Source organism: Streptomyces synnematoformans (assembly GCF_039531005.1).
GTDB lineage: Bacteria > Actinomycetota > Actinomycetes > Streptomycetales > Streptomycetaceae > Streptomyces > Streptomyces synnematoformans.
Genome location: NZ_BAAAPF010000057.1, coordinates 1 through 26,141, shown reverse-complemented (window position 1 = coordinate 26,141; position 26,141 = coordinate 1). Strand labels below are relative to the sequence as shown.

At 67.6% G+C, this 26,141-nt stretch carries 20 protein-coding genes; 8 read left to right on the top strand and 12 right to left on the bottom strand.

Annotated elements, in window-relative coordinates; translation table 11 throughout:
• Positions 1-208, bottom strand: a 208-nt coding sequence (locus tag ABD317_RS12315) for a small ribosomal subunit Rsm22 family protein (protein WP_344289810.1), incomplete at its 3' end; no start/stop codon positions are given.
• Between the two features lie 178 nt (positions 209-386).
• Positions 387-2,069 (bottom strand): hypothetical protein, encoded by a 1,683-nt coding sequence (locus ABD317_RS12310; protein ID WP_344289809.1) that lies wholly within the window; start codon positions 2,067-2,069, stop codon positions 387-389.
• A gap of 139 nt (positions 2,070-2,208) precedes the next feature.
• Between ABD317_RS12310 and ABD317_RS12305 the strand changes: the two genes are divergently transcribed.
• Positions 2,209-3,351, top strand: a complete 1,143-nt coding sequence (locus ABD317_RS12305; RefSeq protein WP_344289808.1) for a glycosyltransferase — start codon at positions 2,209-2,211, stop codon at positions 3,349-3,351.
• Between the two features lie 305 nt (positions 3,352-3,656).
• Here ABD317_RS12305 and ABD317_RS12300 read toward each other — a convergent pair whose 3' ends face one another.
• Positions 3,657-4,136 carry an MmpS family transport accessory protein gene (locus tag ABD317_RS12300; protein ID WP_344289807.1) on the bottom strand — a complete coding sequence of 160 codons (480 nt, stop codon included), beginning with the start codon at positions 4,134-4,136 and terminating at the stop codon, positions 3,657-3,659.
• A gap of 575 nt (positions 4,137-4,711) precedes the next feature.
• Between ABD317_RS12300 and ABD317_RS12295 the strand changes: the two genes are divergently transcribed.
• The 5 genes from ABD317_RS12295 (at position 4,712) to ABD317_RS12275 (ending at position 15,827) form a co-directional block, all read left to right on the top strand.
• On the top strand, positions 4,712-13,816 hold the full coding sequence (locus tag ABD317_RS12295; protein ID WP_425582346.1) for a DNRLRE domain-containing protein: 9,105 nt from the start codon (positions 4,712-4,714) through the stop codon (positions 13,814-13,816).
• A gap of 7 nt (positions 13,817-13,823) precedes the next feature.
• A complete protein-coding gene (locus ABD317_RS12290) occupies positions 13,824-14,357 on the top strand; it encodes a hypothetical protein (protein WP_344289804.1) in 534 nt (177 codons plus the stop codon).
• 488 nt (positions 14,358-14,845) lie between these two features.
• Positions 14,846-15,157: a hypothetical protein gene (locus tag ABD317_RS12285; RefSeq protein WP_344289803.1), complete on the top strand. Its 312-nt coding sequence runs from the start codon at positions 14,846-14,848 to the stop codon at positions 15,155-15,157.
• 8 nt (positions 15,158-15,165) lie between these two features.
• The gene (locus ABD317_RS12280) at positions 15,166-15,336 is read left to right on the top strand and encodes a hypothetical protein (protein WP_344289802.1); all 171 of its coding nucleotides are present in this window, start codon (positions 15,166-15,168) and stop codon (positions 15,334-15,336) included.
• A 56-nt stretch (positions 15,337-15,392) separates the two neighbouring features.
• Positions 15,393-15,827, top strand: coding sequence for a DUF3592 domain-containing protein (locus ABD317_RS12275; RefSeq protein WP_344289801.1), 435 nt, complete (start codon positions 15,393-15,395; stop codon positions 15,825-15,827).
• A gap of 244 nt (positions 15,828-16,071) precedes the next feature.
• Here the strand turns inward: ABD317_RS12275 and ABD317_RS12270 are convergent, their stop codons facing one another.
• Together ABD317_RS12270 and ABD317_RS12265 are read right to left on the bottom strand one after the other, a co-directional pair.
• On the bottom strand, positions 16,072-16,221 hold the full coding sequence (locus ABD317_RS12270) for a hypothetical protein (protein ID WP_344289799.1): 150 nt from the start codon (positions 16,219-16,221) through the stop codon (positions 16,072-16,074).
• Positions 16,222-16,302: 81 nt separating this feature from the next.
• Positions 16,303-17,120 (bottom strand): IS5 family transposase gene (locus tag ABD317_RS12265; protein WP_344289798.1). Its coding sequence is split into 2 segments (ribosomal slippage): positions 16,303-16,770 and positions 16,773-17,120, totalling 816 coding nucleotides; the frame shifts between segments, so codons are not numbered across the junction.
• 50 nt (positions 17,121-17,170) lie between these two features.
• Between ABD317_RS12265 and ABD317_RS37815 the strand changes: the two genes are divergently transcribed.
• A complete protein-coding gene (locus ABD317_RS37815) occupies positions 17,171-17,581 on the top strand; it encodes a DUF4328 domain-containing protein (RefSeq protein WP_425582345.1) in 411 nt (136 codons plus the stop codon).
• 613 nt (positions 17,582-18,194) lie between these two features.
• Here ABD317_RS37815 and ABD317_RS12260 read toward each other — a convergent pair.
• The 7 genes from ABD317_RS12260 to ABD317_RS12230 form a co-directional block, all read right to left on the bottom strand.
• Positions 18,195-18,443 carry a DUF397 domain-containing protein gene (locus ABD317_RS12260; protein WP_344289797.1) on the bottom strand — a complete coding sequence of 83 codons (249 nt, stop codon included), beginning with the start codon at positions 18,441-18,443 and terminating at the stop codon, positions 18,195-18,197.
• Positions 18,440-19,255: a helix-turn-helix domain-containing protein gene (locus tag ABD317_RS12255; RefSeq protein WP_344289796.1), complete on the bottom strand. Its 816-nt coding sequence runs from the start codon at positions 19,253-19,255 to the stop codon at positions 18,440-18,442. Before ABD317_RS12255 ends, ABD317_RS12260 begins: the two co-directional genes overlap by 4 nt.
• A 50-nt stretch (positions 19,256-19,305) precedes the next feature.
• Positions 19,306-20,163: a glycosyltransferase family 2 protein gene (locus ABD317_RS12250; RefSeq protein ID WP_344289795.1), complete on the bottom strand. Its 858-nt coding sequence runs from the start codon at positions 20,161-20,163 to the stop codon at positions 19,306-19,308.
• 9 nt (positions 20,164-20,172) lie between these two features.
• Positions 20,173-20,628 carry a hypothetical protein gene (locus ABD317_RS12245; RefSeq protein WP_344289794.1) on the bottom strand — a complete coding sequence of 152 codons (456 nt, stop codon included), beginning with the start codon at positions 20,626-20,628 and terminating at the stop codon, positions 20,173-20,175.
• Positions 20,628-22,757, bottom strand: a complete 2,130-nt coding sequence (locus ABD317_RS12240) for a CBM96 family carbohydrate-binding protein (RefSeq protein WP_344289793.1) — start codon at positions 22,755-22,757, stop codon at positions 20,628-20,630. Before ABD317_RS12240 ends, ABD317_RS12245 begins: the two co-directional genes overlap by 1 nt.
• A gap of 65 nt (positions 22,758-22,822) precedes the next feature.
• Entirely contained in the window at positions 22,823-23,836 is a 1,014-nt protein-coding gene (gene gmd / locus ABD317_RS12235) for a GDP-mannose 4,6-dehydratase (RefSeq protein ID WP_344289792.1), read from the bottom strand.
• A gap of 94 nt (positions 23,837-23,930) precedes the next feature.
• Positions 23,931-24,956: an RNA-guided endonuclease InsQ/TnpB family protein gene (locus tag ABD317_RS12230; RefSeq protein ID WP_344289791.1), complete on the bottom strand. Its 1,026-nt coding sequence runs from the start codon at positions 24,954-24,956 to the stop codon at positions 23,931-23,933.
• A 102-nt stretch (positions 24,957-25,058) separates the two neighbouring features.
• On the opposite strand from ABD317_RS12230, the gene ABD317_RS12225 reads away from it, so the two are divergent.
• Entirely contained in the window at positions 25,059-26,024 is a 966-nt protein-coding gene (locus ABD317_RS12225) for a GDP-L-fucose synthase family protein (RefSeq protein WP_344289790.1), read from the top strand.
• Positions 26,025-26,141: the final 117 nt, after the last annotated feature.

Sequence of the window (26,141 nt, the reverse complement as noted above, 5' to 3'; positions counted from 1 at the left end):
CCCAGACCGCGGCGCCGGTCCCGCCGCCCACGTCGAGGTGGCCGTCCGGCTCCCAGCCGGGCGCGGCGCCGGCCAGCGCGCGCAGCGCGGCCCGTACGGCCTGGAAGGTGGCCGGCATGCGGTACGCGGCGTACGCCGCCACGTCGTCCCGGTCGGGCAGCGCCTGGGCGGGGGCGCCGGCGCGGTATCCGGCGACGAGCCGCTCCACGGCCGCGGCGGTGTGCCGCGCGCCCGCTCCGTCGAGCAGCCGCCCGAGCCCGGCGCGGAGATCATCCTCGGCATTCACGCCCCGAGCCTACGGCCCGCCGCACCCCGCCAGAACGCCGCACCGGACCCGCCGGTGCGCCGCCGGTGCCGGTTGCATCGGCGCCCTCGCCGGGAGGCGGTCAGCGCAGCCGCTTGCCCTCGTCCGGCCGGAACGTCGCCACCAGCGCCAGACACAGCACCGCGATCCCGATCCGCCCCGTCGCCTGCAGCAGCGGCCCGCGGAGCAGGATGAACGAGTACCCCGCGATCAGCGGGACCACCGTCGCCAGCACGTTCCCCGGATCGCGCGACATGTGTCCCGACTCCGCGAACCTCCGGTCCGTCCGCGCCGCCGCGTACCCCACGAGCAGCAGCCCGCCCGTCATCCCCAGCGGCCCGAAGTCCAGCCACAGCTCCGTCCACAGCGGCGAGGACAGGTTGACGTTCGTCATCCCCATCCACGTGCCCACCTTCACGCCCGAGTCGAGCTGCTTGCCGTCCCACACCGACCGCGGCACGAAGAAGAACGCCGAGGACGCCAGCTGCTTGCCGTAGGTGTGGCCGGTGCCCGAGTCCACGTACGAGATGGTGTTCGCGAACATCACCGTCTGGTCGTAGTCCTTCATCACCAGCGGCTCCAGCACCGACCCCGACCGCGTCTCCTTCCGCCCGGAATCGTCGTAGCGGAACTTGTCCGCGAACGGGAACAGCAGCACCGCCAGCGCCACGCCCCCGGCGAGCGCCGCACGGTAGACGACGGGACTGCGCGGGAACGCGGTGAACAGCAGCGCGAAGGCGACCGTCAGGAACCAGTACCGCGGGTTGGAGATCGGGTTGTTCACGATCCCGTTGACCAGGACGAGCCCCGCCCACGGCAGCACCACGCCCGGCTGCCGCCTGGCCCGCCGCGACGTCACCAGCCAGCGCGTCATCATCAGCAGCGCCAGCAGCGCCGGGACCGTACCGAAGCCGCGCAGGAACGCCGAGCCGACCTGCGAGCCGGACGTGCCGCCGCCGGTCAGCTCGTCGCTGATCGCCTGGCGGCTGTCGAAGAACGGCGCCGGGCCGCCGAAGGACGCGATGAGCAGGCCGCTGCCCGCGTACGCGAAGATCACCAACAGGTACAGCCGGTGCTTGTTGACCGACGCCGCCGGCCGCGGCCGGCTCAGCCGGGCCTCCGACGCGTGCCGCGACAGCAGCGCGCCGACGTCGAACGCGACGAAGCCGGCGAGCACCAGCGCCACCGCCATCGTGAAGTCGCCCCGGGTGCCGACGACGGGCGTCGGCGTCTGCTCCAGCACGATCTGCGCCAGCGGCGCGACGCCCATCGCGACGTAGCAGAAGAGCCACACGGTGCCCTGGATCAGCCGCCGCCGGGTGGTGAGGACCATCGCGGACAGCCGGGCGCCCGCGTAGCAGGTGGTGGCCAGCTGGAGCCAGAACACCCCGTCCCGCACGTCGGGCTGGGAGCGGCCGGCGACGGCCAGCGGGAGGACGAAGACGAGCGCGACGACCAGCGGGACGGAGAGGGCGCGGGAGAGCACCGCGCGGGGGGCGGGGCTCTTGGGGATGACGAAGGGGGCGAACGGGCGCCAGGTCCGGCTGCCGATGCGTGGGCCGGCGGCGTGGTCGGCGCCGATGCCGGTGTCGGCACGGTTGCCGTCGCCGGTGCGTGGGCCGGTGTGTGGACCGGTGCCGTGGCGCGTACGGCGGGCGGCCTTCGCGGCCAGCGGCGCCATCCGGATCTGGACGGTCTCGTCGAGCGGCGCCCGGGCCTCGCCGTCGCCCTCGCCGGGCCGTCGTCCGCCCGATCGGTCTGCCATTACCGGAATTGCCCCCGCCCGTATCGTCCCGTATACCCGTCCCGCAACCGAAGACAGTCTAAAGAGGCGTCGGGTTGTGCGCCGGGTAGGCTCCGGGAACACACGTACGGTGCCGGGGGGTGCCGAGGAGGGGACCGTCTTGAGAATTCTGCATGTCGTCACACTGCACACGCCCACGAACGACTTCGGCGGCCCCACGCGCGTCGCGCTCAACCTGTCGAAGGGGCTCCGCGCCCGGGGCGTCGACTCCCGCATCGCCACCCTCGGCGACGGCTTCGACGGCCCGCTGCCCCGCGACATCGACGGCGTGCCCACCTGGATGTACCAGGCCAAGCACGTGCTGCCGCGGTTCGAGGTGAGCGGCATCACCTCGCCCGCGCTGCTGGCCCGCGCCCGCCGCCTCGTCCGCTCCGCCGACGTCGTGCACGTCCACCTCATGCGGGACCTCATCACGCTGCCGTTCGCCCTCATCGCCCAGCAGGCCGGGGTGCCGGTGGTGCTCCAGACCCACGGCATGATCGACCCCACCGAGAAGCCGGTGGCCCGCGCCGTGGACGTGCTCGGGCTGCGCCGCGCGCTGCGCAAGGCGGGCGCGACCCTCTACCTGACGGAGTTCGAACACGGCGAGATCCAGGCCGTCGTCCCGGACACCCCCCTGACCCGGCCGCGCCGCCTCGTCAACGGCGTGCTGCCGCAGGAGCGCCGCCCCGCGCGGACCGAGGGGCCGCCCACGGTCGTCTACGTCGCGCGGGTGCAGGAGCGCAAGCGGCCGGAGGACTTCATCCGGGCGATCCCCGTGGTGCTGGCGAAGTACCCGGACGCCCGCTTCGTCCTCGCCGGCCCGGACACCGGCGCGCTGGCCGAGCCGATGATGCGGCTGGCCGAGGAGCTGCGGGTGTCGGACTCGGTGTCGTACGTCGGCTCCCTCACCCCCGACGAGGTGCTGGCCCAGCACCGCGCCGCCGACGTCTACGTACTGCCGTCGGTGGTCGAGCCGTTCCCCGTCTCCGTACTGGAAGCCATGTCGGTCGGCGTCCCCGTGGTGATCACCCGCACCTGCGGCCTCGGCCCCGACGTGGCGGAAGCCGGCGCGGGCCGGGTCCTCGACAGCAGCGCGGACGCCGACAACGGCCCGCTGGTCGGCCAGGCCGTACTGGAACTGCTGGACCCGGCCGCCAACGAGGAGGCGTCACAGGCGGCCTGGCAGCTGATCAACGACCGGTTCGCGATCGACGGCGTAGTCGACACCCTGCTGAACGTCTACGACGAGGTCCGCCGCTGAGCCGCCGGCGCGGACGGCGCGGACGGCGCAGCCGCGTGACCGGCCGGGCGATCGGCCGTCCGGCGCATCGCGCCGAAGCGACGGCGGGAACCCCACCGGGCCCCCTGCCAGGCCGTAGTCGTGCATCGGGCCACTGCTCCGGCCCGCGCTGAGCATGCAGTTCAGCTCATCGCTCGCCCCGTTGAAGACCCGGCTGCGCATGTTGCCCAGCGCGCTCTTCGGTACCCGAAAGCGGACGGCCGCCGGAATGCCGCCGCGCGGGCCGTCCTGGCGCTCGCCCAGGGACACCTGCCGCGCCTCGTTCATCACCTCTGCGCGCTCCGGTCCGCCTGCCGGTCGAGTTCGGTGGTGCAGGTGGCGCGGCCGTGGGGGCCGGTGGCGGTGGCGCGTTGGCGGTGGTGGCCGTTGATGGTGAGGGTGCAGGTGGCGTTGGTGCCGTTGGCGGGGAGGACGACGGTGAGGGTGGCGTTCTTGCTCCGTGGTACGTCGACGGTGGTGGTCCAGGGCAGTTCGGCGTCGGGCAGGACGGTGGTGCCCTTGGGGTTGTTGCCGAGGTAGGTGAGGTGGGCGGTGCCGGTGCCGTGGACGGTGTAGGTGACGGGGGTGGTGGGGGTGTGGCGTTCGGGGGGTGCGGGGTCGTCGTCGCCGCGGGTGAGGCCGTAGGCGAGGAGGCCGGCCGCGGCGGCGGCTACGAGCGTGGCGGTGAGGATGCGGCGGCGGTGTGGGGGGACGGGGGGTGGGTGTGGGTTTTCGGGTGGGGTTTCCGCGGTGGTCGCGGTGTGCATGGGTGGGATTCCCGTCTTTGGTGTTTGTGGATTCGGGTATGGAGCGTAGCGGGTGTGGGAGCCGAATGTAATTGGGCAGCTCTGCGGCTTGGGTTTTGGAGTGGTGGGGTGCTTGCTTTGCCGGGTGGTGAATTCCGGGTGATCTGACGGTTCGGGGGACGTCTGCGGGGGTGGGCGAGGGGTGTGTCTCGTAGTTGGCGGGATTTCGCCGTCTGTGGTGGAGGTCTCGGTTTGGGGTGGGGGTGTGGTTGTGGGGCGGGGTGCTGTGGCGGATTGACCGGGCGGTCTTCTGGGTCTGTGTGTGTGCGTGGCGTTACGGTGTGCCGCCAGTTGGGGTGTTTTTGTCTGTGTTCGTCGTGTATCGGTGTGTGTTTGACAGGTGCACGGCTGTCCGTTGAGGATCGCTGCTACCCCCCCATGTGATGTGTGCGTTGTGCTGGCCGGGTATTCGCCCGTCTGGATATTCGGTGTGCTGTTTTCCGCGTGTGTGCGTGTGCGCGGGGATGGCGTGGAGGGGATACGGGATGCGGGCTCGGCTGGCGCGGTTCGTTTCGTCGGTGGTAATGGCGGCTTTGATGGTGGCATTGCTGCCGCAGCCGGCTTTTGCGGCGGGTTCCACCCCGGGACTGGGCGGGGCGGTGGATACGGTCACGGGCTGGTTCACCGACCACGGTGAGGACGACGACGAACCGCCGTCGAGCGACAGCCGGGCTCCTGCGGGCCGGGAGAAGTTGCCTGCGGGGAAGGCGGAGCCGGCGGCGAAGCGGGTGAAGGAACTGGCCGGCCGGCGGACGCCGGAGGCGCGGTTCTGGCGGATGTCGGACGGTGGGGTCCAGGCGGAGCTGGCGGCGGCGCCGACGTCGTATGAGACGCGTGGCGGATCATGGAAGCCGATCGACACCGCGGTGACCAAGACCGGCGCCGAGGGCTACGCCTATGCCAACACCACCAACTTAGCCAGGAGTTACTTCGGCGATACGCCTGGGCGGCTGCTGAAGGTGGAGGGGGAGCTGGGCCAGTCGGTGACGTTCGGCCTGAAGGGTGTGGACGGGGCACTGAAGCCGCGGGTGGAGAAGGACACGGTCACCTACGAGGACGCCGTGGGTGGGGCGGATCTGTCGTATCGGGTGGGTGCGGGGGAGGTGAAGGAGGACATCGTCCTGGCCGAGCGGCCGGAGGGTGCGGTGTCGTTCACGTTCACGATGGAGGTGACCGACGGGCTGACGCCGAAGGCGCGTCAGGACGGGTCGGTGGCGTTCTTTCACGAGACGCGCAGGGCGCCGGTGGTGGTGATCCCGGCGCCGTTCATGACCGATGCGGCGAAGGACGCCTCCTCTCCGTACGGGCGTGCGTGGAGCCCGAAGGTGACCCAGGAGCTGTCCCGTGACGGCAGGGGATGGGAGCTGACGATCACGCCGGACGCGCGCTGGCTGGCCGCGGACGAACGTGAGTATCCGGTGAAGATTGATCCGACGATCACGATTGCGCCGTCGGCGGCCGAGTCGCAGGACGTGATGGTGCTGTCGGATCAGCCGGGGGTGAATTTCGCGTCGGCGTGGAATATGTCGGTGGGCACGACGGAGACGGGGGTGGCCCGGTCGCTGATCAAGTTCCCGCTGGATGAGATCCCGGCGGGGGTGACGGTGGATGCGGCGCGGCTGAGTCTGTACTACGACCAGGCGCACACCACCGGCGGCAAGAAGGTGAAGATCCAGGCGTATGAGGCCACGGGTGCGTGGGATGAGTTGTCGGCCACGTGGGAGAACACCAAGTCGCTGGTGGGGGATTTGTCGGGGACGAAGCTCGTACTGGACGACGGCCGCGCGGGGACGGCCGGGGCGGGCGAGTGGACCCGGGTGGCCGGTGCCGGTTACGAGTCGGACTACCGCTACAACCAGAACTCGGTGACGGGCGAGTCGTACATGTGGCGGCCGGAGATACACGACGGCGGAACGTATCTGGCGGATGTGCATCTGCCGGGGGTGTCGGACGCGGCGTCGGAGGCGTCGTATGAGGTGCGCCATCGGGGCGGGACGAGTTCGTTCACGGTGGACCAGCGGGGTTCGTCGGGTCGGTGGGTGGACTTGGGCGCGGGGCAGATGTCCTTCGGTAAGGGCACCGCGGGCAGCATCACCTTGGGCGATACCGGGGATGCGGGGGCGAAGACGGTTGCGGATGCGGTGCGGTTGGTCGACCGGGCGGAGGCGTGGAAGGACGCGGGGGAGTACAACGAGTGGCACGGCTTCCCGGTGAAGAACTCGGTGCAGGAGTGGGTCGACGGCTCCCTGCCCAACAACGGGTTCATCCTCAAGGCGTCGGATGAGAGCCCGCGGGGCACGGATGCGCTCGGCGGGCCGCGGTATGAGTCGGGTGATGCCGACTACGGGGGCGAGACTGCGAGCATCCCCAGGCTGACGGTGTCGTGGGGGCGTATCGGGGCGGCGTTGGAGTCGCCGACGGTGGTGCACGGCACGGGCCCGGAGCTGCACTGGAAGCCGTACACGAACACCGCCGGGGACGCGGGGGCGGACTTCGTCGAGTACCAGATCCACCGCTCCACGCGGCAGGCGTTCACGCCGTCGGCGTCGACGCTGATCGCCCCGATCGGCAACCGGACGGCGGACAGTTTCACCGATACCACCGCGACGCCGTCGCCGGATCCGGGTCCGGAGATCGGGAAGGTGTACTACTACCAGCTCGCGGTGAAAACCGCGGATGGTGATCTGCTGGGCTCGCCGACGCGGATTGTGGGGATCCCCAAAGCGGGCCGGACGATGAAACTCATCCAGGGCAAGTCCGGCGGGGCGGTGAAGGACACCACGCTGTCCTCTCAGCAGCCCGACACCCCCCAGGACACCATTCAGTCGTGGGGGGTGGGGCAGAACTGGCTGTCTGTGGGGAACAACTCCGGCACCTACGGCACGACCCGGGCGCTGCTGGACTTCGACACGACGTCGATCCCCGCCACGGCGACGGTGGTGGAGTCGCAACTGCAGATGTGGGGAACCCAGACCACCCGCGATGAGGGGTCGACCGGCGCGGTGTACGAGCTGCGGCCGCTGCAGAAGGGCTTCGGTGAGGGCGCCGCCACCTGGAACAACAACACCTCCACCGGAACATGGGCCACCCCGGGCGGCGACTACCGCGCGACGGTCGCCGACACGGTGCCGCAGTGGACCGAGGAGGTGGGCCGGCACTGGTGGGACGCCACGTCGTTGACCCAGGGCTGGGTGACCGATCCGTCGTCCAACAAGGGGGCGATGGTCAAGCTTGCCGACGAGTCCTCCAGCACGACGCGGGAGCGGTCGCTGTGGCTGTCGAGTGAGGGGCAGGACCAGCAACTCGGGCCGCTGCTGCGGGTGATCTACGTCGACGCCACCGCCGAGTCGACCTACCGCGTGCCGGGCACCCCGCAGCGGATGGCGGCGGGCACCACCCATGACCTCAAGGTGACGTTCACCAACACCACCGACTTCACCATCAACGGCAGCAACTCCGACGGCTGGGGACTGTCGTACCGATGGACGCTTCCCGACGGCAGCACCCCGCCCGGCCTGGGCCAGCCGGTCATCACCGACCTGCCCGCCTCGATCCGGCCCGGCAGCGAAGTCACCGTCACCGCCAGGGTCAGAACACCGCCGGCCGACTTCGACGCGGGGAACAACGACCGTACCGGCTACCGCCTGACGTGGGACGTCTACGCGCCCTCGCTGGATGCGTGGTTGTCTGAGCGGCACGGCATCCCTGCCCTGACCCAGCGCGTGGCCGTCGAAGAGACCACCTCCAACCACCTCGGGCTGGAGAAGTTCTACTCCTACACCGGCACGCCCACGGGCGCGGGGTCGTCGGCGGTGAACAACGCCGCCAGCGGCAACACGGTGTTCTCCTACAACGCGTTCACCAACCCCGGCCGCGGGCTGAACACCTTCTTCCGCATCGCCTACAACTCCCTCGACACCTTCGACACCGGCACCGGATACGGGTTCTCCACCCAGGCCGCGGGCCCGTTACGCCTGGGAGCGCCGCTGGTGTTCCATCCCGGTGGAAGTCCGATCGAGGTGCGGTGGCTGGACGGCGACGGCACCACCCACGTCTTCACCAAGCAGGCTGACGGTACCTTCAAGGCCCCCGCCGGTTTCCACTACAAGCTCGCACCCAAGTCGAATCTGGACTGCACCCCGGCCAACGACCCGATCCCGGACGCCTGGACGGCAACCCGACCGGACGGCACCAGCTTCTTCTTCGGCTGCGACGGCTACCTGACCCAGGTCGTCGACTCCAACGGCAACACACAGACCTACGCGTATACCGAGCGTGTGTCGCACAACCGGCCGGTGAAGTTCCTCGACTCGATCACCGACCCCGCCGGCCGGAAAACCCTGGACATCGACTACTACCGCCAGGGCGACGCCAGCTACGAGTATATCAGCAACACCGGCCAGCAGGTCACCGGCACGAACCTGACCAACCCCGAGATCTACGACCACGTCAAGTCGGTCACCGACATCTCCGGCCGCAAGCTCGCGTTCTACTACACCGACAAGGGCCTGCTGGGCCGCATGGTCGACGGGGCTGGTTCCGGACAGCCGAAGGAGTTCGACTTCACCTACGACGCCACCCAGGGCAACAAGAACGTCAAACTCGTCGGCGTCCAGGACCCACGCCAGAACACCACCGGGCTCGAATACAACGATCCCAGCACCGGGGATGACCCGAAGTACCACTGGTGGACCAAGCAGATCACCGACCGGCGCGGCAACGACACCGGGTTTGTCTACATGACCAACGCGGGCACGCCGGAGTTCACCGACACGCGGGTAACCGACGCCGAGGGCAACGTCACCGACACCACCACCGACGACTTCGGCCGCCCGGTCACCACGGTCAACGCCAAGAACGAAACCACGCAGATGTCGTGGGACGCCGACAACAACGTCACCTACCTCCGGGAGAACAACGGCGCCGAGTCAGCATTCTGCCATGACCCGGTCACCGGCTACCCCCTGTGGCAACGCGACCCGGAGCAGAACAACGCCGCTGGCGGCGTCCCGCCACCCACCGACTGCACCGACGGCAACACCCCCGACAACGCAACGGTGTTCCAGTACGCGGAGCGCACTGCCGACGGCTACGTGAAGGACCTGACGGGCAAATCCTCGCCCGAGGGCCGTGCCTGGAGTTTCGGCTACGACACCAACGGCAACCTGGTCTCGGTCACCGACCCCAAGGGCACCGCCACCGCAGACGAGGGCGACTACACCACCCGCTACACCTACGACGCCCACGGCCAGCTCAAGTCGGCGACTGATCCGCGTGGGAACACCACCACCCACGCCGACTTCACCTCCACCGGCTACCCGCGGCTGATCACCGACCCGCAGGGCAACGGCACCGACTTCGTCTACGACGAACGCGGCCAGGTCACGAAGGTCACCGACGCTCTGGAAAAGACCACCACCCAGGCCTACGACACCTTCGGCCGCCCGGGCGAGAACCGCGTGCCCAAGGATCAGGACGACTCGGTGTTCATCACCACCCCCGCCCCGGTCTACGACGCCAACGACAACATCACCCGCTCCACCGCCCCCAACGGCGCGATCTCCACCGCCGTCTACGACCCGGCCGACCTGGTCACCTCAGCCACAGGCCCGGACAACAACAACACCGGACGGGAAACCCACTACACCTACGACCGCGTCGGCAACCTCCTGACCACGACCGAGCCGAAGGGCGTCGGCACCCCCGACGTGGCCGGCGACTACACCACCACCAACCACTACAACGCGGTCTACCAACTCACCGACGTGGTCAACGCTGACGGTGACAAGGTCTCCTACCGCTACGACGATGTCGGCAACCTCACCCACGTCATCGACCCCAAGAAGAACGAGACGCCGCAGACCGACGACTTCACCACCAAAACCGACTACGACCTCAACCACCGCCCCGTCACGGTCACCGACGCCGCAGGCGAGACCACCACCACCGCCTACGACAAAGACTCCCTGGTCATCTCCACCACCGACCAGGCCGGCAAGACCACTGAGGTCGACTACGACCCGCGCGGCCTGCCCGTCGAACAACGCGTGCCGTATACGGACACGACGACACGCACCACGAAGTTCACCTACGACCAGGCCGGCAACCGCACCAAGGTCGAAACCCCCCGCGGCACCGCCACCGCAACCGCAGGCGACTTCACCCTGCGCACCACCTACGACGAACTCAACCGCCCCACCCGCCGGTACCAGCCCTACGACCCGGGCGACGCCCGCTACAACGACCCCGACATCTACACCGAGACCCGCTACGACGAGGTCGGGCGTATCGCCACGGTCTCCGCGCCGCCCTCGGCGGGCCAGACGGTGCGCAACGACACCACCTACGAGTACTTCGACACCGGCTGGATCCGCACCGCCACCGACCCGTGGGAGATCATCACCCGCTACGACTACAACGACCTCGGCCAGCAGACCAACCGGCGGCTGATCTCCGCGGGCGAGGAAACCACCGAACGCCCGATGAACTGGTTCTACTACCCCGACGGTTCGCTGCGGACCCGCAAGGACTCCGGCGTCCCCGACGGCTCCGCGGTGGTCCTGGTCGACAACTCCGACACCCAGCACACCTCCACCGCAGGAACCTGGAAGACCTCGAAGTCCATCGCCCTGTCCGGCGAGTCGAAGGACACCGGGTTCAACCACCGCACCCAGGCATCAGACCGCGGGTCGTTCACCTGGCAGACCATCATCCCCCGCGATGGGGAGTACACCGCCTACGCCAAGTACCCGCAGAAGTCGGACGCGGGCACCGCCACGTACCGCATCGACCACGCTGGCGGGAAGGCGACCAGCAAGGTCGACCAGGCCGAGAACGCCGGCCGGTGGGTGAAGCTGGGCACGTACCGCTACAAGCAGGGCATCAAGTCGATCACCGTCTCCGGAACCGGTCAGGGCACCGTCAGCGCGGACGCCGTCAAGCTGGTGCGCTCCTACGACGCCGCGGCTGACGCCGAGGAGAAGGTCTTCGGCTACCGCTACGACCGCAACGGCAACCTCACCGACATCGACGACACCAGCACAGGCGCCAGGATCGACGCCTACACGATGGCCTACACCGGCCTGAACCAGCTGCAGAAGGTCACCGAAAACCTCGTCGGCGAACCGAAGAAGACCACCGCGTTCACGTACGACGCCAACGGTCAGCCGGAGACCGCCACCCACCCTGACCAGTGGGCCGGCTACACCTACAACGCGCGGAACCTGATCGAGACGGTCAAGATCGCCGACACCACCTCGGAGACGGACCCGACCCGCAAGACCACCCGCTACACCTACACCCCCCGCGGCATGGTCGATGTGGAGACCAAAGCCAACGGCAACCAACTCGACCACGGCTACTACGACAACGGCGCCCTGAAGACCAGCCGCGAGACCATCGACGGCACCCTGGTGTCCTCCCACACCTACAACTGGGACCCCAACGGCAACAAGGCCGAAGACATCTTCAGCCGCACCAACGCCGACACCGGCGCGCTGGCGGACACCACCAGCACCTACACCTACGACCCCGCAGACCGCATCACCCAGCTCACCAAGACCGGCCTGGGCGCCGGCACCGAAACCTACGTGCACGACGCGAACGCCAACGTCGTCGAGCAGAGCATCGACGGTGTGACCACCCGGTTCGACTACAACCGCAACCGGCTGCAGCAGGCCACCGCCACCGGCGACGGCTCCGGCGGCACCACCTCCGCCTACACCTACGACCCCTACGGGCGCCTGGAGACGGTCACCGCCGACGGCAAGACCCTGGAACGCAACACCTACGACGGCTTCGACCGCATAGCCGAACACACCAAGCTCCAAGATGACGGCACCACGGCGACGACGACGTACACCTACGACCCGCTGGACCGCACCACCTCCACCACCACCGGCGCCGGCACTACGAGCCCGAAGACGACCGACTACACCTATCTCGGCCTGTCCAAAGAAGTACTCGACGAACGAGTCGGATCCGAGATCACCAAGTCCTACCAGTACGGGCCGTGGGGACAACGCCTCTCGCAGATCACCCACAAGCCCGACGGCACCCAGCAACTCGGCGTCTACGGCTACAACAGCCACTCCGACGTCGAGACCATCACCGGCGAAGGCGGCAACACCGACGCCACCTACGGCTACACCGCCTACGGCACCAACAACGACGCCGAATTCACCGGCATCGACAAGCCTGACCCGGCGAATCCGGACAAGGACGCCTACAACCCCTACCGGTTCAACGCCAAGCGCTGGGATGCCGCCACCGCCACCTACGACATGGGCTTCCGCAACTACAGCCCCGGCCTCAACCGCTTCCTCACCCGCGACACCTACAACGGCGCCCTCGCCGACATGCAACTCGGCACCGACCCCACCACCGGCAACCGCTACGCCTTCACCGGCGGCAACCCCACCACCAACATCGAACTCGACGGCCACCGCCTCGCCTGCGGCGGAGAAGGCGGCGAATCGGCTGCCTGCCCGTCCGGGCACAACCAGAACACCGGCTACACCCCCAGCCAAGACGAGGAAGTCTCCATCACGCCCGACGAGGACGGCTCGTCAATCGAAGTTGAAGAGCAGCGCATCCCGACGGAAAAGGAGCTCGCGGCCTGGTATCCGACACAGTCCCATCAGGAGGGACTGGAGACGTGGACGGCAAGCCGGTGCCGTAACCCCGAGGAACAGGACAGCTTCTGCTCTGCCGCCGAGAAACTGGGCTGGATATCGTTCGACAGCCCCGGCCTGGATGTCCTGGGAGTCCTCGGCATCCGGGATGCCCTCGACTGTATCAACGAGCGTGACGGCGGAGCGTGCGTGTGGGCGCTCACGGATGTAGCCACCCGTGGCGCAAGCAAGCTGCTGAAGGTAGGGAAGCTCTGCAAACGACACAGTTTCACCCCCGGCACGCGCGTCCTTCTCGCCGACGGCACAACCAAGCGGATTGAAGACGTCGAGGCCGGTGACCGCGTCGTCGTCACCGACCCCGACACCGGCGAAACCACCACCCGCACCGTCAAACGACTCATCACCACCCACGACGACAAGGACTTCGTCCGTCTCACCTTCACTACCCAAGACGGGCAAACGGGACAGGTCGCCGCCACCACCACCCACCCCTTCTGGGCCGAGCACGCCGGCGAATGGATCGACGCCGGCGACATCCTCCCCGGCACAACCATCCGCACCGCCACCGGCACCACAGTCACCGTCCAGGCCGCTGACCACTACACCAAACGCCAAACCACCCATGACCTCACCATCAACGACATCCACACGTACTATGTACTCGCGGGCGACACCCCGATACTCGTTCACAACTGTGCGGCGAAGCGCGGGCCGAAGCCGGCTGGCACGGGGCCGCATAATTTGAAGATCGACGAGGTAGCAGGTCAAGTAACAGACGGTGTCGTAATTGCTGGAGGGGCGCGGCTGCCCGAAAGGGCAATTGCAACTCCAGGTGGATTTAAAGGTTCGCGACGTCCGGATATTCTGGTTCAGCGAGCTGATGGTAGCGTGTACGGGGTTAATGTCGGCAAGCAGGCGAAGTCTGGTGCTCCGATAAAGCGTGAAGCTGAAGCTATCGCCGATCTCGAAGGTGTGGGCATCGAGATGCACTTCGTTGCTTATAATTGAGGGCGATATGACGCGAGTGGTATTCCAATTTCACGCCGACCGCGATGAGCTCGTCGCGCTAGCTGGAGAGTGGGCGGCTCGGCTTGGTCTCTACATGGCGTGGGAGAGATTTTTTCCTGATTACCGTGTTCAGGCTGTAACACCTGACGAATTGGTGGGCGTTCGGGAGCATCAACTAAGTGAGATCAGCCGGATTTCGCTGAGTTTGTGTCAGTTGGAGCTGGATGCCGACTCTTCTTTGGGTCACGTGAAATGCAACCCGGGAATTCTGACAATCCTGCTTGGCGAGCAGTCGGATAGCTTTATCGGTGAATCCTTCCTGGCTGCTGTGGCTGAAAGTGAAGAGCAGCTTAAAGTGTGGAGGAAAGTTCGAGGTTTCGCACTGAAGTCCACTTGCAAAGGTGCCTGGATTGTTAATGGAATGACCGGTGTGCGTCAGCGGAGTGACAGTCATCGGTACACCCCCAAGGTTAGAGAAATGGCGGGATCCGGCGTTCGAGTAGTCGGTCCTTCGGAGTGGATTGAGTACTTTCTGGATTAACCGGTTTCTGCTCATCCTGGATCCACCGTGCACCCGGCGGTGTCCTTCTGGAGTGCCGCGCACGTACTTCAAGCCGGATCCGGTATCTCACGGATATCCGACGAATATAGACTACTTCAATGCGCAATGAGAGCGACCTGCACTGCAGGGTCTGTGGTCTGCTGCAGTGTGATCCGCCCTGAGGAGTAGATGGTAAGACCCCGAGCTACGAGATCTGTGATTGCTGTGGGGTCGAATTCGGGTACGAAGACGCAACGACTGCGGGCGTCGTCCGAGCAAGAAGGAAGTGGAGGGAGTCAGGATATAGGTGGATGGAAAGTGCGGCGCGCCCGGAAGACTGGGAGCCCGGTGTGCAACTGCAGAACGCTTGGCGTGTGGAAGATCGAGACGCTGGATCGACCCCATAGGCGTCGTAGTGTGAGCAGACCCACGACATTGGTTTGGAAGGGTGAGGTGAGGCTCTCGCTGGGCCCGTGGATCCAGTGTAAATGGAGGTCATGTACGGGCCGTGGGGACAACGCCTGTCGCAGATCACCCACAAGCCCGACGGCACCCAGCAACTCGGCGTCTACGGCTACAACAGCCACTCCGACGTCGAGACCATCACCGGCGAAGGCGGCAACCCCGACGCTACTTACGGCTACACCGCCTACGGCACCAACAACGACGCCGAATTCACCGGCATCGACAAGCCTGACCCGGCGAATCCGGACAAGGACGCCTACAACCCCTACCGGCTCAACGCCAAACGCTTCGACGCCGCCACCGCCACCTACGACATGGGCTTCCGCAACTTTTGAAGGGTAAAATGAAACTGGCCCTGAAGGTAGGTACCAAGATAGTCCTTGGTACGCCCCTCGGCGCTGCAGCAACCTGGCTGGACTTCCAGATGAACCCCGCGACCGAGGAGGAGAAGATTCTGTTCGACCCCGACATATGGAAGCTTCTTGGCGACTGGGACTTCTGGACCGGTCCGTGACGTATAGCTGAGACCACCGAGGAAAGGAGGTAAAGGCAACTGTGGGCGGATCACCGATGGCTAAGGAGTATCCTCTTCCAGTCGGTCTTTTGATTACTCAGTTCTTGGCCGGCGCCTTCTTTCTGGTGGTTGGTGCGTGGACCTTATCCCCAATGGTGGTGGACAAGGTTGAGCTCAGCGGACGTACGGAAGAGGTTGCCGGGACTCTGGCAGAGGATCCGTTGAGTTGTTCCAACGGATGTCGGGTGCGTTACGAGGTCGATGGACAGGAGGTCACTGGGCAACTGTCCGTCAATGCCAATCTAAAGATGCGTCATGAGGGAGATGCGCTCGACTTGGTCTACGATCCAGTAGAGCCGCAGAGGGTTGCACTAAAAGGCGACCTAAATCTTATGGCAATCGCATTAAGGGCTATTCTTCCATTTTTGGGAATTGTATTTTTGTTCAGTGCCCTGCGTCGCGGCCAGCGGTTGCGAAAACGTCAGAATTAAGGCGGCTGATGGTCGGAGTCTCGCCTCGCTTCTGTGTGAGAAGGGGATGAGTCCGCACGTGGCACATGGCAGCAGTCATACGATGTTATGCTGGCAATGCCGCATGTACCCGGCCGAGGAGGAAGACGGGCGGTGCACTGGCTGCCCGGTGGCTTCGCTGCCGACGGGAGTGAGCGCCGTACCGCTAATGCTGGGCGAGCGGCGACGGTTTCCGGCTGATCCGATACTGCAGCGGAATTTTTCCTCACCAGCGACCTCGGGAACTGCCGTTACTGTTTTGCTTACGGTAGTGCTGCTTATCCATAAGTCGCGCACGTTGCTGGTGGCAGTTGAATGGGAAACGGGTGCTGGTCTGGATGATGCGGCCGAATACGGCGAAGGTCAGCAGCGTCACGGACCGATGTTAGTACTGGAGATCGTCGCCGCGCTGGAGTTTACCCTGCATGTTGCCGCTGGTATAGTATTAGAGCTTTTCTCACGTGGCTAGTTTCGCGAGCTTCTTGTAGCAAGTCAGGGCTGCTGCGAGTCCGAGGAAGGCGAGGAAGTGGCTGCCTCTGCGCTCGTATCGGGTGGTGAGGCGGCGGTAGCCGAAGAGCCAGGAAATGGAGCGCTCGATCTTCCAGCGGTGCCGGCCGAGGCGCTCGCTGGACTCGATGCCGGGTCGGGCGATGCGCGGGACGATGCCACGGCCGCGGAGCCACCTCAGTCTCTCGGAGGAGTAGTACGCCTTGTCCGCGCGGAGTCTGCCGGGGCGGCGACGTCGTGGGCCGCGCCGGGAGCGGGTGGCGGGTATGCCCACGACCAGCGGCAGGAGCGCCTGGCTGTTGTGGACGTTGGCGCCGGAGACGCCGAGTGCGAGGGGTAAGCCCTGCGCGTCGGACAGGACGTGCAGTTTGCTGCCCTTCTTGCCCCGGTCGACCGGATTGCGCCCGGTCAGCGATCCCCCTTTTTCGCGCGGACGGAGGCCGCGTCCACGATCGCAGAGGTCCAGTCCACCTCACCGCGGGCGCCGAATTCGTCAAGGATGGCCTGGTGTAGTCGGCGCCACAGCCCGGCCTTGGTCCAGGCGGAGAACCGGCGATGTGCGGTCGCCGGCGAGACACCGAACGTCTCCGGCAGATGCCGCCACGTGCAACCGCTGGTCAGCACATACACGACAGCATTGAACACGGCCCGTTCATCAACCGGGGCCGTCCCGCCGCCCTGCGGACGCGACGGGAACGAAGGCAGCAAGGGAGCTGCGAGCGACCAGAGTTCGTCAGGAACCAACCGCTGCGAAAGACCAACACCCATGGCACGACATCATGCACCATCGAGCTGACGCCACGTGAGACAAGCTCTTATTGGTCTGGTTCCATCGTATTTGCGTTAACGCCAAAGTGCTCGAACCTGGTGTCCAGCGTCACGGACCTATCATGGCCGTGGGTGGGTGGTTCATTCCGATTGCGGGTTTCTGGTTGCCCGCGCAAATTATGAACGATGCTTGGCGGGCCAGTTGTTCCGGGCGTGCTGGAAGAGTGTCGACTCGAGTAGTTGTTGCCTGGTGGGCGCTGTGGCTGTCGATGTGGGCTGCCGTGTGCGTGGAGGCGGTGATGGGGGACTTGGTTCCGACTGAGTATGAGTCCTCCGCCTCGGCGGGGGCTGGTTTGGTGAGCGAGATTATCATTGTGTGCGCCGCGATCGCCGCGATTGTGCTGGTTCGACGGCTTACTTCGATGCAAGTGGCCAGATGTGGTGAGATGTACTTTCAGTGATTTTTTGTCTGAGAGTTGTTCGTCTCAAAGTGGGTTGTTCTGAGACTCGCGGGTCGGGCGGCAGGGCTTGATCAAGTTCCGTAGACGTGATGCTGGTCTGGTGGTGACCGGTTGGGGTGCATAGCAGAGCAGGCACGGGCTTCGTGATCATTGGGGTGTCGAAGCTCAACGATCTTGAGGTTGCCCGTGCCTGCCGTTGCATCTTCTCCCGTCCCTGCCGTACTCGCGAAGCTGCGTCCGTTGGACCCGGGCCGGATCGCTGACCTGCGGTCTTTCCTGGATCTGGTGCCCGACCCGCGTGCGAGACGGGGCCGCTGGTACTCGCTGACCGCGATCCTCCTCGTCTGTCGCGGCAGTTGTAGTTCCGGTCACGGCTGCTCCTGGACTGCCTGTCGGTGTTGCTGGTACGCCGACGGCTTGATGGTTACGGCGTCGGCCATCCTGTGCAGGACGGGTTCCGCGTCCCGGACGGGTGGGGTAAGGACGAATACCCGCAGGAGTTGGACGAGTTCGGGGCAGGTCGTTGGCACCATCCTGGTGGGCTGCACATGTTGGTCCGAGGGGTGCGGAGGCGGAGCGCGGCTTGGGGCGCGCGCTCCGCGGTTCCGGCGGGTCAGTCGGTGGGGGTGGGGGTGTGGGTGAGGAAGGCGGTCCAGGCTTCGGGGGTGAAGCAGAGGTGGGGGCCGTCGGGGTCTTTGGAGTCGCGGACGTGGACGGCGCCGGGGAGGGGGGCAACCTCGACACAGGCCTCGTCAAAGTTGTTGCTGTGGGTGGACTTGCGCCAGTCGACGGCGACTTCGACGCACTCGCCGCCTTCGTCGTTGCTGTAGCTGGACTTGAACCAGTCGAGCCTGTCCTTCATCGCTCCTCCAGCAGCTTCGTGATGAACTGTACGGAGTCCCGGGGGCACATGGCCTCGCCCACGATCATGTCACGGCGGCGCATCGCGACATTGACTCTTTCCGAATCAGCGTAGAGCGCCCCGCCTGCCTGGCTTTCAGCGTAGGCGAGATGCTTGTGTTCGGGTGTTTCCAGGATGACGAGCGGGCCTCGGAGTCCGGGGTGGAGACCGCGGTCAGATGGCATCACCTGCAGGGAGACATTGCGCTGCTCGGCGACCTCCAGTAGTCGGTGCAACTGCCGACGCCACGCTGCGTCGTCGCTGAAGCGACGGCGCAGCACTTCCCCCTCGATGACGAAACTGAACGAGCGCCTCTCGTGAGCCAGCAACGCTTGCCGCTCCAATCGGGCACTGACCCGTTCCTCGAACGTCTCCGCGTCCAGCGGCGGCACGAGTGCAGACAGAACCGCGCGGACGTACTCCTCCGTCTGCAACAGGCCGGGAACGTAGAGAGGCTGGTAGAAGCTCAGGGCGACGGCCTCCGCCTCGTACCCCATGTATTCCTGCGAGTACGACGCAAACTTCTCCGGCTGCAGGTACCCCAGCGCCGCCACCAGCATCCCCTGCGCATCGCACATGTCATCCGCCACCTGCAACGCCCGCGGCGTCGGGCGTCGGAAGCCCTGCTCCATCTTCTTCACGGAGTCGAGGCCGTACCCCGCCTCGTTCGCCAGCTCCTCCCGGCTGACCCCCGCTCGCTGCCGCCACCGCTTGATCTGGTTGCCGCAGTACCGCCACTGCATCGGCGGCCGGGAGTTGTCATGCGTCGTCACCGCGTTCACCTCGCCCCTGGGTTCCCCCTACTCACGGTAGCGATCCCGGGTCACTCCGTGAGGGGAAACGACGCGTTCTTCTCGCGGGCTTTCACGCCTATCTGCCAGCGGTAGAAGCTCATCGCCAGCGCATAGTCCAGCCCCGCCCGGCCGTCGAGGAAGCCGCGCTTGTACACGTAGGCGTACGCGAACGACACCAGCGGCTTCAGCGGGGCGCGGTGGAACAGCTGGCCCTGGCGGGTTTTGGCCTGGCGGATCTCCTCGCGGACCTCCGGGTGGTGCTCCAGCCACGCCTCCCAGTCCGAGTAGCGGTTGTGGCGGTCGAACCAGGTGCGTACCGGGTCCAGGTCCTCGTGCTCCAGCGTTGCCCGCAGCCGGACCACCGGGCCGTCGGCCAGGGGCTGGTAGTGGCCCTCCTGCTCGCCCATGCCCGGGGCGTCGAGGTCGTCCAGTTCCGGGAAGCGGGTGCGGGTGCGGTCCAGCAGGGCGCGTTTGACGATGGTGTAGCCGTGGCGCAGGCGCTTGCCGGCGAACCAGTAGCCCAGGGGGATGTCGAACGCGGCCGGGGCCACCCGGCGGGAGCCTTCCGCCGTGGGGTCGAAGATGCGGTGGAGTTCGGCGATCAGCTCCGGGCTCGGCGTCTCGTCGCCGTCGACGAAGAGCATCCAGTCCAGCTCGGGGCGGACGTGGTCCAGGCACCACTGCTTCTTCTTCGGGTACTTGCCGTCCCAGGTGTACGGGACGATCTCGGCGCCCTCCGCCTTCGCCAGGGCGCGGGTGTCGTCCGTGCTGTCCGAGTCGACCACCACCACGGCCTCGAAGTGGTCGATGACGGACCGCACCGTCGTCGCGATGTTCTCGGCCTCGTTCTTGGTCGGTATCGCGACGACGATGGGCAGTGGCTTCAAGACGGACTCCTACAGCAGGTCTTCGTACTCGGGGCACAGGGTGTGGACCGCGTCCTCGGCGTGGGCGATGTCGCCGGAGCGGATGGCCTCACGGGCCAGTTCGTCGTCGGTCGCCGCCGCGCTCTTGATCTTGGCGCAGGCCTCCTCGCCCGCCTCCAGGATCGCCGCCGGGTCCACGCCCTCGGGGACCCGGTCCTTCAGGTACGTCTTCTCCTTCTCGGAGAACTCGCCCTCCGCGCGTTCCAGGTCCTCCTCCGGCACCTTCTCGGGCTCCTCGGACTTCTCCGCCTCCGGGCCCGGGTCCTCCGGGGTGGGGTCGCTCTCCTGCTGGGACGCCGGGGGACTGGACGCCTTCGCCGCCTCGTCCCCGTCGTCGCCGCCGCTGCAGCCCGCCAGGGCCAGGGCCAGGGCGGCGGCCGCCGCCGTCAGCGCCGCGCGGGACCTGCGCGTCGTACGGGCGGCCATCAGTCCGCTCCGAACGTGAGCGTCAGCTTCGGGTCGTACGACGTCTCCCGCGCCCGCACCCACCAGGCGTCGGTCCCGTCGCTGGTCAGCGCCACGTCCACGGTGTCGCCGAGGGAGCCGGTGAGTTCGGCGGCGGACAGCGGCGCGGTGTAGTCGGTGTTCAGCTCCGTTGCGCCGGTGAACTCGCCCAGCACGGTGGACGACAGCTCCGGTCGGCTCGCGTACGTCACCTCCGACTCCGACCAGCTGCCGGTGACCGGCTGCACGCTGACGGTGTCCGTGGTGCCCGCGCTGGAGTCCCCGGTGGTGCGCAGCGTCAGCTTCGCGGACTTCAGCGTCATCCCGCTCGGCGCCTGCGGCAGCGAGAACCGCAGGTAGCTGAGGTACGGGGAGGTCTCCCTGACCAGCAGGATGTTGTGCGTGCCGTAGTTGGCGTTGACCGCCGCGCCGTTGACGTACGCGTCCGCGGTCGCGGTGCGCTCGACCGTGGTCTCCGTCGGCGTGCCCGGCGTGGTGACCGTCACCGCCTCGGACTTGGCGGTGGTGTTGCCGGCGGCGTCGCTCGCGGCGATCCGGTAGCTGTACGTCGTGCCGGGCTTGACACCGGTGTCGGTGAAGCTGCCCTGCGGCAGCGTCCAGAAGGTGGAGTCCAGTGTCGGCCTGGTCTCCAGCGGCTCGCCGTTGCGGTAGATCGTGTACGTGAGCCTGCTGTCGTCGCGGTCCCAGCCGGCCTGCCAGCGCAGCCGCACGCCGGCGTTGACGTTCGCCGCCGTCACGCCGGTGGCGCCCTCGACGGGCTCGCGGGAGTCGGGGGTGCTGGCAAAGCGGACCAGGCCCTGCTGCTTCTTGTTGCCGTTGGACTGGATGCGGGTGAACTCGCCGCCGATCCACAGGTAGTCCTTGCCCCCGCTGGCCGACGTGACCATCACGCGCGGGCCGATCTGCTCGGTGCCGGACGGGCCGTCGTCGGTGTCGGGGAACCAGGACAGCAGCGGCCTGGGGTTGTCCACGGACTCGGCGAGCATGTGCTGCCGCTCGTTCAGCTCGGGGAACTGGCCCATGCTGCTGCAGTTGTGGGCGTGCGAGACGCTGTACAGGACGTCCTTGTAGACGGTGACGTCCTGGGTGGCGCCCAGGCAGGTGTCGCGCCAGCGCTCGGTGAAGGACCCGCCCAGGTTCATCGCGAGCCGGCCGTCGAAGACGCGGCCGCCGTGGCCCTCGTGCGCGGTGTAGATGCCGGTCTCGTCGATGTGGATGCCCTTGACCAGGGAGTTCCAGTGCAGCTCGTACGGGTTGTCGTCCTTGTCGCTGACGCCCTTGTAGGCCCGTACGGTCGATCCCGTGTCGGCGCGGACGACTGCCAGGCCGTGCACGCCGCTGTCGCCGTTGAGGCCGTTGAAGTCGCCGCCGAGCACGACGTGCTGCCCGTTCGGGGTCTCCTCGATGACCCGGCCGGCCCGGTCCGGACCCGCGTTGGCCTTCCAGGAGTCCAGCGCGCCGGTGCTCGCGTTGACCGCGGCGAACTTCACCCGGCTCTGCCCGCGTACGGTCCTGAAGTCGCCGGCCATGTACAGCCGGCCGCTCGCCGCGGCGTCGAGCCCGTAGACGCGGGCGGAGACACCGCCGGCGTTGAAGCCGGTCTTCACCGAGCAGGAGGCGATGTCGATCGCGGCGACGCGGCTGCGGGAGACGCCGTTGACGCTGGCGAACTCGCCGCCCGCGTAGAGCGTCCCGCCGTCGGGGGAGACGGCCAGCGCGCGCACGGTGGCGGTGCCGGAGCCGATGGCGAAGTCCAGCCTGCAGTCCGTCGGCTCGCCGGTCGCCGCGTCGAACGCCGCGAAGTTCGCCACCTGCTGCTCGTCGGTGCCGGCCGCCGCGCCGGGCGGCCGGATGGCGGAGAACGTACCGCCGGCGAAGACCACGCCGTTCGACTCGGCCATGGACCAGACGACGCCGTTGGTCTGCCAGGTCGCCAGGTCGTCGGCGGTCATCGCCACAGGCGGCGTCAGGGCCTCGGCCTCGGGCGAGGAGTACGTGACGCCGGCCGCCACGAGCGTGCCGCTGGCCACGGTCAGGGCGGCGCCGAGGGCGCCCCACTTCCGCGATCTTCTGTGCTTGTGCCTGTTCATGTGCCCCCCTGGGCCGTCGTCCCCTGCGGCCGCGCGTCGCGAGTCCGGGGAGAGAATATCCGTTTTTACCTGTCGATCCTGACAGTGGCCCCGGCCAGTTCCGCGTCGAGCGCGTCGATGTCCGCCTCGACCATGATGCGGGCCAGCTCGGGCCACTTGACCTGCGGCTTCCAGCCCAGCAGGTCGCCGGCCTTGGTGGCGTCCCCGATGAGCGCGTCGACCTCGCTGGGCCGCTCGTACTTGGGGTCGAAGCGGACGTACTCGGCCCAGTCGAGCCCGGCGGCGGTGAACGCGGCGTCGAGGAACTGGCGGACGCTGCCCGCCTCCCCGGTGGCGACCACGTAGTCGTCCGGCACGTCGCGCTGGAGCATCAGCCACATCGCCTCGACGTACTCCGGGGCGTAGCCCCAGTCGCGTATCGCATCGAGGTTGCCCATGTAGAGGCGGTCCTGCAGGCCCGCCCGGATCCGGGCCACGGCGCGGGTGATCTTCCGGGTGACGAAGGTCTCGCCGCGGCGCGGCGACTCGTGGTTGAACAGGATGCCGTTGACCGCGAAGAGGTCGTACGCCTCGCGGTAGTTCACCGTCGACCAGTAGCCGAAGACCTTGGCGCAGCCGTACGGGCTGCGCGGGTGGAACGGGGTGCGCTCGTTCTGCGGCGGCGGGGCGGAGCCGAACATCTCCGAGGACGACGCCTGGTAGATCCGGGTGTCGATGCCGGCGGCGCGGACCGCCTCCAGCAGCCGCATGGAGCCGAGGCCGGTGACGTCCGCGGTGTAGAGGGGGGCGTCGAAGGAGACCCGGACGTGCGACTGGGCGCCGAGGTTGTAGACCTCGTCGGGCGCCAGGTCGCGCAGCAGGTTCACCAGCGCGACCCCGTCGGAGAGGTCCGCGTGGTGCAGCACCAGGCGGCGGCCGGGCTCCTGCGGCTCCTCGTAGATGTGGTCGATGCGCTCGGTGTTGAACGACGACGAGCGCCGCACGAGGCCGTGCACCGTGTAGCCCTTGGTGAGCAGCAGTTCGGCGAGGTACGAGCCGTCCTGGCCGGTGACGCCGGTGATGAGGGCCGTCTTGCCCATGGTACCTTCCCTCTGATCATTCCGCCGGATGGCAGAATCCGTACTTCTGGCGTCCTCCTCTGCCCGGAGGCGGGGATTCCAACCCGATCCACACTCAGACCGAGAGTCGATCGCGTTGAGATTCGCGGTGCACCGGCCCGGCAACCCGTGGCCCTTCCCGCGCAGCGACTGCCCGCCCGGCAGCCGTTCTGATGTTTCTGGCGGCGTTCACGTCGGCATTGCCCGTATGTCCGCAGGCGCGGCAACGGAAGACGGCTTGGCTCTCGCGCGCCTCCCGGTCCACGGTCCCGCGGGCCGATGCGGTCATCGCCCGGATGTTCAGCGCTTCCAGAGCGATCGTGTCGAATCGGCGGGCCAGATCGGTACTGGTCTTCTCGACCCAGTCCTTGCGCCGGTCGGCTTCGCGGGCATGCATCCGCCCCACGGCCGCTTTCACCCGGTGCCGCCTCCTCGAACCACGTCGGCAGCGTGCCAGGCGCCGCTGCAGCCGCCGCAGCCGACGAGCCTCCGGCGGACGCAACCCTGTCATGGTCAGCAGTTCGCCGGTGGACAGGGCAGCGGCCACGGCCACGCCACGGTCGACACCCACGGTGGCACCGTTGCCGGGGGCGGGGACCGGATCGGGCACGGCGGCGAAGGCGAGGTGCCAGCGGCCGGCGCGGTCCTCCGTCACGCGGTACGACTTCACCCCGTCGGGCACCGGCCTGGACAGGCGGAAGCGCATCCACCCGGCCCTCGGTACCCGCACCTCGGCCGTATGGCGGCCCAGTCGCCGAACGCACTCAGGCTTGACCGCAACAATCCGGAAGCCCTCGTGCCGCCCGGCCTTGCGCCAGGTGGGGCGGCCATGTGTGCCGGCGAAGTAGTTCGCCATCGCCTGGGCGAAGTCCCTCAGTGCCTGTTGCTGCACCATCTGTGATCCTGCCCGCAGCCAAGAGAACTCCGCACGTGCCTCGGTCAACTGCCGAGCTTGGGCGACATACCCTGGAGCCGACCCGCGGCGAGGTGTCCACCAGGAGTGCTGCTCGACGGCCAGGTTCCAAACGAACCGGGCATGCGCACAGTGCGAGGCGAGGACTCGTTGCTGCTCGCTCGTGGGTCGCAGACGGTATCGGGACACGTGCTGAATGTAATTCCCGCCACTGACAACGGCATCACCAACGAAGGGAGAAGGGGTTTCCGTCCCTGGCTTGAGCCCGGGAGTCACCGCCCCGCAAGTCCGATGACTGCATCGAACGAACCGTCCCCGCCCGTCGGCGACGATCTCCTCCCACCCGGCGCGCGCGTCTTCGTCGCGGGCCACCGCGGGCTGGTCGGCTCGGCCGTCGCCCGCCGGCTGACCGCCGACGGCTACGAGGTCCTGACCCGCACCCGCGACGAACTCGACCTGCGCGACGCCGAGCGGACGGCGGCGTGGCTGGGGGCGGTGCGGCCCGACGCGGTGGTGCTGGCGGCGGCCAAGGTCGGCGGCATCATGGCCAACAGCCGCTACCCGGTGCAGTTCCTGGAGGACAACCTGCGCATCCAGCTGAGCGTCATCGCCGGCGGTCACGCGGCGGGCGTCGGCAGGCTGCTGTTCCTCGGCTCCTCGTGCATCTACCCCAAGCTGGCCGACCAGCCGATCCGCGAGGACTCGCTGCTGACCGGCCCGCTGGAGCCGACGAACCAGGCGTATGCGCTGGCGAAGATCGCCGGCATCGAGCAGGTGCAGGCGTACCGGCGGCAGTACGGCGCGGCGTACATCTCGGCGATGCCGACGAACCTGTACGGCCCCGGCGACAACTTCGACCTGGAGACGAGCCACGTCCTGCCGGCGCTCGTCCGCCGCTTCCATGAGGCGCGGGAGAGCGGCGCCGAGGAGGTGGTGCTCTGGGGTACCGGCACGCCGCGCCGGGAGTTCCTGCACGTCGACGACCTGGCGGTGGCGTGCCTCGCGCTGCTGCGCGGCTACGACGACGACGCGCCGGTCAACGTCGGGTGCGGCGAGGACCTGACGATCCGCGAGCTGGCGGAGACCGTACGGGACGTCGTCGGCTATCCGGGCCGGATCGCCTTCGACCCGAGCCGCCCGGACGGCACGCCGCGCAAGCTGCTGGACGTGTCCCGGATCACGGAGCTGGGCTGGCGCCCGGAGATCGCGCTGCGGGACGGCATCGCGGCGGTGTACGAGAGCTGGCGCAGGCCCTGAGGGGCTGCGCCCCTCAGCGGCCACGCGACCGGCCGCCGGCGGGGAGGCCTCCGAGGGGCTGCGCCCCTCGGGCACCCCGCTGCCCGCCGCGGCTTCGCCGCGGGCGGCGAGGGCCGG